This is a genomic window from Micromonospora vinacea (assembly GCF_015751785.1).
GTDB classification, from domain to species: domain Bacteria; phylum Actinomycetota; class Actinomycetes; order Mycobacteriales; family Micromonosporaceae; genus Micromonospora; species Micromonospora vinacea.
Window position 1 is genome coordinate 1,468,174 of the sequence record NZ_JADOTY010000001.1, and the last position, 12,148, is coordinate 1,480,321.

The window sequence follows — 12,148 nt, forward strand, 5'->3', positions numbered from 1 at the left end:
CCCCGCCGGATTGCTGCCCGTCATAGCCCGTCCCCTCCGTCGCCTCCGGCTGCCCGCGTACCCCTCGGGCCCGGCGACATTCCTGCCCCGGCGCGTAGAGGTCAACGGCGGCGGTTGCGGGCGCGCGACGAGCGCAACCGGCGGAGTCGGCTGATCAGCACGGGGTCGGCGGCGAGGGCGGCCGGATTGTCCAGCAGACCGTTGAGCAGTTGGTAGTACCGGGTCGACGAGATCCCGAAGGTGTCCCGGACGGCCTGCTCCTTGGCGCCGGCGTGCCGCCACCACTGCTGCTCGAAGGCGAGGATGGCCCGTTCCCGCTCGGTCAATCCCGGCGCGGGATCAGCGGGCTGCGCCGCCTCGTCCGCCGGCGACGCCGACTCGTCGGTCTCGATGGGCGGCGCCGGTCGGGGATTCGGGACGGTCGGCCCGGCAGCACCCGTGACCTCACCCGGACGAGCGTCGATGGACGGCTCGGGGGCGGCCGGGGTGGTGTCGGCGGACATGTCGTTCAGCCTAGTCAGCGGCGACCACTGACGCAGCAGGCGGCGCGGCCGGTCCGTACCGCCGGGAACCCCGACGGCCGGGCCGACCGCGCCGCGTCACTTCGGTCGGGTCAGGTGATGTCGCGGCGACGCATCGCCCAGAGCGCCGCCCCGAGGATCACCACCACCCCGACCGAGAGCAGGACGCTGGACTGTTGCCAGGTGATCTCCATCGTGGCCGGCTTGCACTCCCCGAAGTAGGTCGCGTTGCAGGCGTTCCAGTCCTCCAGCTTGACCGTCTTCGTCATCCAGGCCAGCGCGTAGGTGGGCAGCAGCCACGCCTCGGCGAACCGCACGCCCGCCATGGAGAGCAGGATGCCCAGGCCGAACTGGCCGACCACCATCAGCGCCACCACGCCACCGAGGGCCATCGCGGTGTGTCGACCGAGCGAGGCGAGGGCGAAGCCGATGGTGGTGAGCACCAACACCAGCACCACGCCGCGTACACCGGTCAGCATGAACGACTGCCAGACGCCCGAGGTCATCTTCTCGGTGCTGCCCCGGAAGTTGGCGACCGCCCAGAACCCGGCAAACCACAGCACCGCGGCCGGAAGCGTCACCGCCAGGATGCCGGTGAGCAGCGCGGCCAGCTTGGTGAGCAGTACGGTGAGCCGCTTCGGCCGCCAGAGCAGCAGGTTCATCATGCCGCCGGTGCTCCACTCGGCGCCGACGAAGGACGCGCCGATGACGAACCCGACCAGGGCGAGGATCGCCGCGAACGGGATCAGTGTCTCGTCGAACGTCTCCTTGAAGTCGAACGTCGAGGGCAGGAACCAGCTCGCCTCGATCTGGTCCCGGGACGGGGCCGTGATCACCGAGCAGTCGGGCGGGTAGCGGCCGTCGGTCGCCGTGCCGGCCGTCTTGGCCTGCTCGCACGCGGCGCGCTCCTGCTCGCTCCAGCGCACCTGCTCCTGGTACTGCTGGTCAGCCTGACGCTCGGCCTGGGCGAGCTGGCCGGCGTCGATCTTCTGGTTGGTGAAGAACACCCCGACCACCACCGCGGCCAGCACCAGCAGGCCGAGCAGCGACATGTAGCGGGTGAAACGCCGCTTGCTGAGCCGGCGCAGCTCGGTACGAAAGAGGCTCACGCGCCCCACCCTCCCCCGGCGGGACCGGGCTGACCCGTCCCACCGACCTTCATGGACTCGTCGACCTGCCGGTGCTGTCCGGGTACCGGCGCGGTGGCGGTCAGTTCGAGGAAGACGCTCTCCAGGTCGACGGCGATCGGCGCCAACTCACTGACGTAGAGGTTCTTCTCAGCAAGCAGTCGGGTCACCGACGCCGGCTTGTCGACGCCGGCCAGCATCAGGTGGTCCGGGTGACCGGTGACCCGGATCCCCGCCGCGGTGAGCGCCTCGGTGGCCACCGGCAGGTCGCTGACCGCCTCCAGTCGGATCCGGACCGCACCGGACGAGTGCTGCGCGAGCACCTCGTCGACCGGGCCGAACGCGACCCGCCGGCCCAGCGAGATGATGGTGACCGAATCGCAGATCAGCTGGATCTCACCGAGGATGTGGCTGGACAGCACCACTGTCATTCCGGACTCGGCGAGGGTGCGCATCAGCGTGCGCATCTCCCGGATGCCGCCCGGGTCGAGGCCGTTGGCCGGCTCGTCGAGGATGAGCAGCTTCGGGTTCTTCAGCAGGGCCGAGGCCACGGCGAGCCGCTGCTTCATGCCCAACGAGTACGTCTTGACCCGCTCGCCCGACCGGTCGCGCAGCCCGACGAGTTCCAACACCTCGTCGACCCGGATCTGTGGCACCTCGCCCGCCCCCGCGAGCAGGGACAGCGTGTCCCGGGCGGTGAAGTGCGGGAAGAACTGTGGGCTCTCCACGATCGCGCCGACCTCGCCGGCGACAGTGGGCAGCGCGTCGGGAACCTCGTGCCCGAGCAGCGCCATCCGGCCACCGTCGGGTCGGATCAGGCCGAGCAGGGTACGCAGCGTGGTCGTCTTGCCGGACCCGTTCGGGCCGAGGAAGCCGTGCACCTGCCCCGCGTCGACCCGCATGTCGAAGCCGTCGAGCGCGTTGCGGGTGCCGCGTCGACGACTCTTGTACGTCTTACGTAGACCTTCGATCTCCAGGACAGCCGGCAAGGCTGCACCTCCCCCGATGGGTGGGCGTGACAGCCGACACCATACGCGGTATGCAGGACCGCGCAATACGCGGTATGCATCGACGCGCCGAACGGGTTAATTCATCGACGGAGCGTGACCGCTCAGGCGCAGACGACCTGCACACCGGCGGCGCGGAACGCGTCCACCACCTCCGGCGCGGCACCGGAGTCGGTCACCAGCGTCTCCACCCGCTCCACCGGGCAGATCCGGGCGAAGGCGTGACCCCCCAGCTTGGACGAGTCAGCGATGATCACCACGCGCTTGGCGCGGGCCACCATCAGGTTGTTCATCGCCGCCTCCCCCTCGTGGTGGGCGGCAGCGCCGAGCTGCGGGTCGATCGCGTCCACCCCGAGCAGGGCGACGTCCAGGGTGACCTCGCGCAGCAACGCCCCGCCCAGCGGGCCGACCAACTCGAACGACTTCGGTCGCACCACGCCGCCGGCCACCACGACCTTCATCCGCGATCGGACCAGCAGCTCGTTGGCGATGTTCAGCGCGTTGGTCACCACTGTGAGCTGGGCGCCCTCGGCGCTGGTGTTCAGGTCCGGCCGTACGGCGAGCGCCCTGGCCACCTCGGTGCTGGTGGTGCCGCCGTTCAGGCCGACCACGGTGCCCGGCGTGACGAGCGCCGCGGCGGCAGCCCCGATCCGCTGCTTCTCGGCCGAGTGCTTGGCCGTCTTGTAGCGCAGTGGCAGGTCGTACGACACGCCGTTGGCGACCGCGCCACCCCGGGTTCGCGTGATCATCTGTTGCTGCGCGAGCTGGTCGAAGTCACGCCGGATGGTGGCCTGGGAGACGTCCAGCCGCTCGGCTGCCGCCTCGACGCTGACCCGGCCGTTGTCGGTCAGCATTTCGAGCAGCGCGTTCCATCTGGCGTACCGGTCCACTGCGGGGGCCCTCCCAGCAACTGCACGGACGGTGATTGATTGCGTGCACACTAGTGCGCGAAACTAGGCTGGCGCAAAAGACTGACCTGCGCGATCGACCGGCCGGTTGCCATGGTCACCTGCGTTCGCGCAGAATAACGCGCGAAATGCGGGTCTAACGAGCCGTATTGAGCACCGACCGGCCCTGCGAGGAGTTTCCCATGGCGCACGTGGACGCGGAGATCGCGAGCCAACCCGACTGCTGGCGGGAGGCGGCCAGGCTGGCCGAGGTCGTACGCGGTGACCTGCCGCGTCCCGGGGAGCGGGTCGCCGTCGTGGGTTGCGGCACGTCGTGGTTCATGGCGATGGCGTACGCGGCCCGCCGCGAGCAGGCCGGCCAGGGTGAGACCGACGCGTTCCAGGCGTCCGAGTTCCCCGCCGGCCGCCGCTACGACCGGCTGATCGCGATCACCCGTTCCGGCACCACCACCGAAGTGCTGGAACTGCTCGCCGCGCTACGCGGACAGACACCCACCACGGTCATCGTCGGTGACCCCACGTCCCCGGCGGTCGAGCTGGCCGCCGCCACCGTGGCCATGCCCTTCGCCGACGAACGGTCGGTGGTGCAGACCCGCTTCGCGACCACCGCGTTGGCCCTGCTCCGGGCCCAGCTCGGCGACCCGGTGACCGCGCTCGCCGCCGACGCGGAGGTGGCGGTGCGGTCCCCGCTGCCGATCGACCCGGCCACCATCGAGCAGGCCACCTTCCTCGGTCGGGGGTGGACGATCGGGCTGGCCCAGGAGGCCGCGCTGAAGTGTCGCGAGGCGGCCACCTTCTGGGCCGAGGCGTACCCGGCGATGGACTACCGGCACGGCCCCATCTCGGTCGCCGCGCCGGGCCGGCTGGTCTGGGCGTTCGGTGAGCTGCCCGACGGGCTGCCCGAGGATGTGGCCGCCACCGGCGCGGCCTTCGTGCATAGCCGCACGCACGGTTGGCGCACGGTGCTGGGCAGCTGGTCCGCCGGCCGTACCCCGGTCGACCCGATGGCCGACCTGATCCTGGCCCAGCGCTTCGCGGTTGCGCTGGCCACCAGCCGGGGCCTCGACCCGGACGCGCCCCGACACCTGACCCGGTCCGTGGTTCTCGCGCCATGACCGACGACAGCGTGGTCGTTGCGCTGGACGTCGGCGGCACCGGCATGAAGTGCGCGCTGGTCCGCCCGGACGGCGTCGTGGTCCGCACCGAGCGGCACCCCACCGACGCCGCACGCGGCCCGGCCGCCGTGGTCGGCACCATCCTTGACGTGGCCGGTGGGCTGGCCGACAAGGCCCGCGCCGACGGGCTCACCCCGATCGCGGTCGGCATCGCTGTGCCCGGGGTGGTGGACGAGGCACGCGGAGTCGCGGTCTGGTCGGCGAACGTGGGCTTCCGGGACGTACCCCTGCGGGACCTGACGGTGACGCGGCTCGGCCTGCCGACGGCGCTCGGCCACGACGTGCGGGTCGGTGGTCTCGCCGAGGCCCGGCTCGGCGCCGGACGCGGCACCGGGCACGTGCTGTTCGTGGCGATCGGCACCGGCATCGCCGCCGCGCATGTGGTCGACGGCACGGCCGCGGTGGGTGCCCACGGCGCCGCCGGGGAGATCGGCCACATCCTGGTCCGGCCCGACGGTCCGCGCTGCGGCTGCGGCCGACCCGGCTGCCTGGAGGCGATGGCGTCGGCCGCCGCGATCGGCCGCCGCTACGCCGAACTCGCCGGCGAGACCGCCGACGTGCCGGTGACCGCGGCAGAGGTGGCCGAACGGGCCGCGGCCGGCGAACCGCTGGCCGGCCAGGTCTGGCAGGAGGCGATCGAAGCGCTCGCCGATGGCCTCGCCAGCGGGCAGGCGCTGTTCGACGTGGCGACGATCGTGCTCGGCGGCGGCCTGGCCCAGGCCGGGGACCGGCTGCTGACCCCGCTGCGGGCGGCGCTGCACGAACGGATGACCTTCCACCGGGAGCCGCAGCTGGTCGCGGCAGCCCTCGGCGACGAGGCCGGTTGCCTCGGTGCCGCCCTGCTCGCCCTGGACACCGTGGGTGTCCGTGACCTTCAGGAGAAGCGATGACCGTACGGGTGAACGGCCGAGTGGTGACCCCGACCGGAGTCGTCCGGCAGGGCTGCGTCGAGTGGGACGGCGATCGGATCACAGCGGTGGCCGAGTATCCGTCGGTGCGCGACGGGCACTGGATCCTGCCCGGCTTCGTCGACATGCACACGCACGGCGGTGGCGGGCACACCTTCACCACCGGTGACGCGGACGAGGCCCGCAAGGCGGCCGACTTCCACCTCTCGCACGGCACCACCACACTGCTGGCAAGCCTGGTCAGCGCACCCTTCCCGCTGATGCGTACGGCAACCGAGGCGTTCGCCCCGTTGGTCGACGAGGGCGTGTTGGCGGGGGTCCACTTCGAGGGGCCGTACCTGTCGGCCGCCCGCTGCGGCGCGCAGAACCCGGAGTACCTGCGTGACCCGTCGACCGACGAGCTGACCGAGCTGATCAAGCTGGGTCGCGGTGCCATCCGGATGGTCACCCTCGCCCCGGAGCGCGACGGCGCGCTGGAGGCGATCAAGCTGCTCACCGCGCAGCGGGTGGTGGCGGCGGTGGGTCACACCGACGCCACGTACGAGCAGACCCGCGCCGCGGTCGCCGCCGGCGCCAGTGTCGGCACCCACCTGTTCAACGGGATGCGCCCGGTGCATCACCGCGAGCCGGGGCCGGTGGTGGCCCTGCTCGACGCGCCCACAGTGATCTGCGAGCTGGTCGCCGACGGGGTGCACCTGCACGACGGCATGCTGACCTTCGCCACGGCGACCGCCGGCCCGGACCGCGCCGCGCTGATCACCGACGCGATGGCCGCCGCCGGAATGCCCGACGGCGAGTACGAGCTGGGCGGCCAGGCCGTCACCGTCGCCGACGGGGTGGCCCGGCTGGCCCGCGACGGCGCGATCGCGGGCAGCACGCTGACGATGGACGCCGCGCTGCGGCATGCCGTGAACGCTGGAATCCCCATCGCCGACGCCGCACGGATGGTGGCCACCACCCCGGCGCGGGCCATCGGCCTCGGCGACCGGGTCGGGTCCCTCCAGGTGGGTCTCCGCGCCGACCTTGTGGTGCTCGACGACGACCTCAACGTGGTGCGGGTGCTGCGCGGAGGCTCCTGGGTGGAGTGATCGCCGGGCCCTTCGTGCGCAGGTCGGCGTCGAGATGTGACCCCGGCAGTCCGCCGTGAACCGCCGCGCCTGTAGCGCCTGTCGCGCTGCCCCAGATCAGGGGCAGGTAGGCGGACGCTCGTTGTCGCCGCGGGGCGCCACCGCCGCCCCCTATCCGGGGCGGCTCGACAGGCCGCCCAGGGAGCCTTTGGATCTGAATCGTTTACGACATCAGCTCCAAAGGCAGGGGCACAGACAGTTCGGTTAGCGCCCGGAGCCGACTTGGCGACCGTCTGAGCCGGACAACTCAGGCCGGGCCTCAACCCAGGCTGGGAACCTCGACGCCGAGGACGGCCTGCTCGTCGGGGCGGTGCACCAGCACGTCGGACAGGTACGACTGGACCGCGTGGCGCATCCCGACGTCCCGGCCGGCCTGCTCGGAGAGCAACCACTTGTGCTCGATGATCTGGGCGAACAGCTCCTGCGGCTCCAGCTTGCGGCGCAGGTGCGCGGGGACGGCCCGGACCACCGGCTCGAAGACCTCGGTGAGCCAGCGGTGGGCGGCCTGCTGCTCGTCGATCAGGTCGCTCTCCGCGCGGTAGGCGTCCAGGTCGTTGAGCAGCTTGCGGGCCTGGTTCTCCTCGGCGTCCAGCCCGGTCAGCCGCAACAGCCGCCGGGTGTGGTAGCCGGCGTCGACGACCTTCGGCCGGACCAGGAATCGCCCGCCGTCGATGGACGACATGGCCACCTCGGCGACGTCGAAGCCCAGCTCGTTGAGCCGGCGGATCCGGCCCTCGATGTCGTGCCGGGCCTCCCGCTCGATCGCCTGCTCATAGGTGATCTCGTGCCAGAGCCGCTCGTAGCGCTGCACGACCTCCTCGCAGACCACCTCCGGGTCGATGGACTCGTGCAACAGGCCGGCGGCCTGAAGGTCCAGCGCCTCACCGAAGATGTTCACCCGGGCGATCTCCAGGTCCTCACCACGCTGACCGTTGGAGAGCGAGTTGTGCAGGGCACCCGTCTCCGCGTCCACCAGGTAGGCGGCGAAGGCGCCCGCGTCCCGGCGGAACAGCGTGTTCGACAACGAGCAGTCGCCCCAGAAGAAGCCGGTCAGGTGCATCCGCACGATCAGGGCGGCGAGCGCGTCGAGTAGCCGGCTCATCGTCTCCGGCCGAAGGGTGTGCGAGAAGAGCGCCCGGTACGGCAACGAGAACTGCAGGTGCCGGGTGATCAGCACCGATTCGAGCGGCTCGCCGTCCTCGGTCTGCCGGTCGGCGACGACCGCCACCGCCTCGACCGACGGAAAGTCGATCCGCTCCAGGGCCCGCAGCAGGTCGTACTCCCGCTCGGCGATCCGCTCGCGGGTCTCCTTGAACGCGTACACGTAGTCGCCCAACCGGACGAACCGGACGATGTGCCGGGAGATGCCCTGCGGCAGCGCCACCAGGTGTTGGGCAGGCCACTCTTCCAGCGGTGTCGACCAGGGCAGGTCGAGCAGCGCCGGGTCCACGAGGGCAGACGTGATCCGCACGGGCACAAGCATGACTGGTCGCCCCCCGCATCCGCTCCTGATCGTGGTTGGGCCCACAGCGCCGTACACCCCGGCCTCGCGCCGGGCCGGTAGCGTGGTCGCGTGCTCAAACCCACAGCGGTACGACGTGACCTGCGGCTACGGCCCGTCCGCCCGGCCGGCTGGTGGTTCGACGCGCTCCTGCTGGTCGGGTTCGGCGCGTTGACCCTCGCCCTCGCCGGAGGTGCGTTGCTCGGTCTGGACCTCGCGGTCCGGGAGTGGGCCTACGCCCATCACCCGGCGCCGATCTACTGGACGGCCCGGGTGTTCAACTTCCTCGGGCAGGGTGGTTGGCTGCTGATGCCGCTGTCCGGGGCGCTCGCCGTCGCGGTGGCCTGGCGGAGCCGCACCATCCGGCCACTGCTGCTGCTGGCGGGGGCGTTCGTCCTCCTGTACCTGACGGTCGGGCCGCTCAAGGTCCTGACCGACCGGGCCGCACCCAGCTCGGATCTGCCGCCGACTCAGTCGGTCCGGATTTTCAACGACCTGCCGCCCACCGAGTACGACCTGTCCTACCCGTCCGGGCACGTCGCCAACGCGATCGTCTGGTACGGGGTGATGGCCGTCCTGCTGACCGCGCTGACGGAGGGGCGACTGCACCCGAGTGTGCACCGACTGATCCGATTCGCTCCCCCGGCGATCCTGCTGGTCACGACGACCTATTTGAACTTCCACTGGCTCACCGACGGCGTGGCGGCCCTGCTGCTCGGGGTCTTCCTGGACCGGCTGCTGCACCGGGTGCCCTGGGACGACATTCCGCTCCCCGGCCGGCTACGCGGGTGGGACCGGCCGTTCACCTCGTACCCCTAGGGTCTTGGATCGTGGACCAACTGGCGCGGCGGCTGGGCGTACCCGATGCGGTTGTCATCGGGTTGGGTTCGATGCTCGGCGCGGGCGTCTTCGTGGTCTTCGGCCCGGCGGTGGCGGCGGCCGGCGGCGCCGGCCTGCTGCCCGCGCTGGTGCTGGCCGGTTTCGTCGCCTTCTGCAATGCGACCAGTTCGGCGCGGCTCGCGGCCCGCTATCCGGAGTCCGGCGGCACCTACGTCTACGGCCGGGAGCGCCTCGGGCCGTTCGCCGGGTTCCTCGCCGGCTGGGGTTTCGTGGTCGGGAAGACGGCGAGCTGCGCGGCGATGGCGTTGACCGTCGGGGCGTACCTCTGGCCGGGCCAGGCCCGGCTGGTGGCCGCCGGCGCGGTGCTCGCGGTGACCGCTGTGAACCTGCGCGGCATCGGCAAGACCGCCACCGTGACCAGGGCGTTGGTCGTGCTGGTGCTCGCGGTGCTGGCAGTGGTCACCGTCGTCGGGGTGGTGGGCGGGCCGGTGCACCTGGACCGACTCGGCGAGCCCGGCGGATCGGCGCGGGGCGTGCTCACCGCCGCCGGGCTGCTGTTCTTCGCCTTCGCCGGGTACGCCCGGATCGCCACTCTCGGCGAGGAGGTTCGCGACCCGCAGCGGACCATTCCGCGCGCCGTGCCGCTGGCGCTCGGGGTGGTGCTCGTGATCTACCTGGTGCTGGCCGTGGTCGCCCTCGGCGTGCTCGGTGCCGACCGGCTGGCCGGTTCCGCCGCGCCCCTGGTCGACGTGGTGACCGCCGCCGGGCTGCCCGGCCTGGCGTGGGTGGTCCGCGCCGGTGCCACCATCGCCGTCGTCGGGGTGCTGCTGTCCCTGGTCGCCGGGGTCGGCCGGACCACCCTCGCCATGGCCCGCCGCCGTGACCTGCCCGGCGCGCTGGCCGCCGTGCACCAGGTGCACCAGGTGCCGCACCGCGCCGAGTTGGCGGTCGCCGCCGTGGTGATCGTGGTGGTGCTGCTCGGCGACGTCCGCGACGCGATCGGCTTCTCCAGCTGCACTGTGCTCGTCTACTACGCGATCACCAACGCGGCGGCGCTCACCCTGGGCCGCGAGTCTGGTCGTCGGCTGCCGGTGCAGGTGCTCGCCGGCCTGGGGCTGGCCGGGTGTCTGCTGCTGGCGGTCAACCTGCCGCTGGGCAGCGTTCTCGCCGGCTTCGCTGTGCTCGCCGCCGGTGCCGCCTTCTACGCTCTGCGGGCGCGTCGCTGACAGTGGCTGGCGGCCCGAGTCAGCGGCTCAACCGCTGGTAGCGGCGCACGGCCAACGGGGCGAACGTCGCGATCAGCAGCACCGGCCACAACACCGCCAACAGCATCGCGTGCTCCGCCGGCCAGGAGTCGCCACCCAGGCCCGGGTTGCCGAACAGTTCGCGGATCGCCGCGACGGTGGCCGACAACGGATTCCACTCCGAGATCGTCCCGATGACCGAAGGCATCAGCTCGGGTGACACGAAGACGTTGGAGATGGCACTCAACGGGAACGCCGCCGGGAAGACGATCACGCCGACCGTGTCCGGGTTGCGGACCAACAACGCCAGGTAGATCCCGACCCAGGTGATGGCGATCCGCAGCAGCAGGAGGAGCCCGACCGCGAGCAACGCCTTGCCGACGCCCTGTCGCCACTGCCACCCGACGAGTAGGCCACACACCAGGAGGGTGGACATCTCCAGCAGGGCACGCAGCAGGTCGGCGGCGCTGCGACCGGTCATCAGGGCGGACCGCGCCATCGGCATCGACCGGAACCGGTCGACGACACCCCGGCTGAGGTCCAGCGCCACGCCGGTCGCGGTGGCCCCCAACCCGTACAGCATCGTCATCACGAAGACCCCCGGCAGCAGGAACTCGCGGTAGTCACCACCACCGGCCACCTGCATGCCGCTGCCGAACACGTACCCGAAGACCAGCACGAACATGATCGGCAGCGAGAAGTAGAGGATCAGCTCCTCCGGCGCGCGGACCACATGGGTCATGTTCCGCCTGGTCATCGTCCAGCCGTCGGCGATAGCGGTGGTCATGCCACGTCCACCTTTCGTCCAGCCCCGACGGGTTCGGGGGTCTCGTCCGGCCGGTGCCCGGTCAGGTGCAGGAACGCCTCGTCCAACGTCGCGCGCCGCAGGCCGATGTCCTCGACCGCGATCCCGGCATCGTCCAACGCGCGTACCACGTCGACCAGGCCGGCGACGCGATCGAGCACCGGCACGCTGAGCCGTCGGACCTCCGGGTCGAGTTCGGGTTCCGCGCCGCAGGTCGACGCGACCAGGCGTGCAGCGCGGCTCAACTCGGCCGCGTCGCGGACCACCACCTCGATCCGGTCGCCGCCGGTCATCGCCTTCAGCTGGTCCGGCGACCCCTCGGCCACCACCCGACCGGTGTCGATCACCGAGATCCGGTCGGCGAGCTGATCGGCCTCCTCCAGGTACTGCGTCGTGAGCAGCACCGTGGTTCCGTCCGCGACGAGACCGCGGACCAGGTCCCACACCTGGTTGCGACTGCGCGGGTCCAGGCCGGTCGTCGGCTCGTCCAGGAAGAGCACCCGCGGCGTACGGATCAGGCTGGCGGCGAGGTCCAGACGGCGGCGCATCCCACCCGAGTACTCACCGGCGGAGCGACTCGCCGCCTCGTCGAGCCCGAACCGTTCCAGCAGTTCACCGGCGCGTCGGCGGGCCTCCCGTCGGCCGAGCCGGAACAGCCGGCCAAACAGCTCCAGGTTCTGTCGGCCGCTGAGGATCTCGTCGACCGCCGCGTACTGCCCGGTCAGCCCGATCCGGGCACGCACCTCGTCCGGCCGGCGCAGCACGTCGTACCCGGCCACTGTGGCCCGTCCCGTGTCGAAGCGCAGCAGCGTGGTGAGGATCCGTACGGCCGTCGTCTTGCCCGCGCCGTTCGGCCCCAGCAGTCCGTGGATCGTGCCGGCCGGCACTGTCAGGTCGAACGTGTCGAGCGCGCGGGTCGGGCCGTACCGCTTGCCCAGCCCCTCGGCGACCACCTCGAATGTCGTCATGCCCCCACGATGCGGTT

General features: G+C 71.6%; 12 protein-coding genes. 5 read left to right on the forward strand and 7 right to left on the reverse strand.

Annotation, left to right across the window (positions count from 1 at the left end):
* Positions 1-101 precede the first annotated feature (101 nt).
* From IW249_RS07160 to IW249_RS07175, 4 genes are all read right to left on the reverse strand, one after another.
* Entirely contained in the window at positions 102-503 is a 402-nt protein-coding gene (locus tag IW249_RS07160) for a DUF3263 domain-containing protein (RefSeq protein WP_196920032.1), read from the reverse strand.
* A 110-nt stretch (positions 504-613) separates the two neighbouring features.
* On the reverse strand, positions 614-1,630 hold the full coding sequence (locus IW249_RS07165; protein WP_196920033.1) for an ABC transporter permease subunit: 1,017 nt from the start codon (positions 1,628-1,630) through the stop codon (positions 614-616).
* Positions 1,627-2,637, reverse strand: a complete 1,011-nt coding sequence (locus IW249_RS07170; RefSeq protein WP_269215241.1) for an ABC transporter ATP-binding protein — start codon at positions 2,635-2,637, stop codon at positions 1,627-1,629. The genes IW249_RS07165 and IW249_RS07170 overlap by 4 nt, the downstream gene beginning before the upstream one ends.
* 122 nt (positions 2,638-2,759) lie before the next feature.
* Positions 2,760-3,545, reverse strand: coding sequence for a DeoR/GlpR family DNA-binding transcription regulator (locus IW249_RS07175; protein WP_053654382.1), 786 nt, complete (start codon positions 3,543-3,545; stop codon positions 2,760-2,762).
* Positions 3,546-3,745: 200 nt separating this feature from the next.
* Between IW249_RS07175 and IW249_RS07180 the strand changes: the two genes are divergently transcribed.
* The 3 genes from IW249_RS07180 to nagA are packed head-to-tail and all read left to right on the forward strand — an operon-like array spanning position 3,746 to position 6,734.
* A complete protein-coding gene (locus IW249_RS07180) occupies positions 3,746-4,678 on the forward strand; it encodes an SIS domain-containing protein (protein WP_196920034.1) in 933 nt (310 codons plus the stop codon).
* Complete coding sequence (locus IW249_RS07185; protein ID WP_196920035.1) at positions 4,675-5,628, forward strand: ROK family protein; 954 nt, start codon at positions 4,675-4,677, stop codon at positions 5,626-5,628. Before IW249_RS07180 ends, IW249_RS07185 begins: the two co-directional genes overlap by 4 nt.
* Positions 5,625-6,734, forward strand: coding sequence for an N-acetylglucosamine-6-phosphate deacetylase (nagA, locus tag IW249_RS07190; RefSeq protein WP_196920036.1), 1,110 nt, complete (start codon positions 5,625-5,627; stop codon positions 6,732-6,734). The genes IW249_RS07185 and nagA overlap by 4 nt, the downstream gene beginning before the upstream one ends.
* A gap of 298 nt (positions 6,735-7,032) precedes the next feature.
* On the opposite strand, the gene IW249_RS07195 is transcribed toward nagA, so the two are convergent.
* Positions 7,033-8,244 carry a DUF4032 domain-containing protein gene (locus IW249_RS07195; protein WP_196920037.1) on the reverse strand — a complete coding sequence of 404 codons (1,212 nt, stop codon included), beginning with the start codon at positions 8,242-8,244 and terminating at the stop codon, positions 7,033-7,035.
* A gap of 102 nt (positions 8,245-8,346) precedes the next feature.
* Between IW249_RS07195 and IW249_RS07200 the strand changes: the two genes are divergently transcribed.
* Positions 8,347-9,093, forward strand: a complete 747-nt coding sequence (locus tag IW249_RS07200) for a phosphatase PAP2 family protein (protein ID WP_307788540.1) — start codon at positions 8,347-8,349, stop codon at positions 9,091-9,093.
* An 11-nt stretch (positions 9,094-9,104) separates the two neighbouring features.
* The gene (locus IW249_RS07205) at positions 9,105-10,340 is read left to right on the forward strand and encodes an APC family permease (protein WP_196920038.1); all 1,236 of its coding nucleotides are present in this window, start codon (positions 9,105-9,107) and stop codon (positions 10,338-10,340) included.
* 19 nt (positions 10,341-10,359) lie between these two features.
* Here the strand turns inward: IW249_RS07205 and IW249_RS07210 are convergent, their stop codons facing one another.
* Positions 10,360-11,145: an ABC transporter permease gene (locus IW249_RS07210; protein WP_196920039.1), complete on the reverse strand. Its 786-nt coding sequence runs from the start codon at positions 11,143-11,145 to the stop codon at positions 10,360-10,362.
* Positions 11,142-12,131: an ATP-binding cassette domain-containing protein gene (locus IW249_RS07215; RefSeq protein ID WP_196920040.1), complete on the reverse strand. Its 990-nt coding sequence runs from the start codon at positions 12,129-12,131 to the stop codon at positions 11,142-11,144. Before IW249_RS07215 ends, IW249_RS07210 begins: the two co-directional genes overlap by 4 nt.
* Positions 12,132-12,148 lie beyond the last annotated feature (17 nt).

Coding starts and splice junctions, on each gene's coding strand:
- IW249_RS07160 (WP_196920032.1), bottom strand. CDS start 503: ATGTCCGCCGACACCACCCCGGCCGCCCCCGAGCCGTCCATCGACGCT.
- IW249_RS07180 (WP_196920034.1), top strand. CDS start 3,746: ATGGCGCACGTGGACGCGGAGATCGCGAGCCAACCCGACTGCTGGCGG.
- IW249_RS07185 (WP_196920035.1), top strand. CDS start 4,675: ATGACCGACGACAGCGTGGTCGTTGCGCTGGACGTCGGCGGCACCGGC.
- nagA (WP_196920036.1), top strand. CDS start 5,625: ATGACCGTACGGGTGAACGGCCGAGTGGTGACCCCGACCGGAGTCGTC.
- IW249_RS07210 (WP_196920039.1), bottom strand. CDS start 11,145: ATGACCACCGCTATCGCCGACGGCTGGACGATGACCAGGCGGAACATG.
- IW249_RS07215 (WP_196920040.1), bottom strand. CDS start 12,131: ATGACGACATTCGAGGTGGTCGCCGAGGGGCTGGGCAAGCGGTACGGC.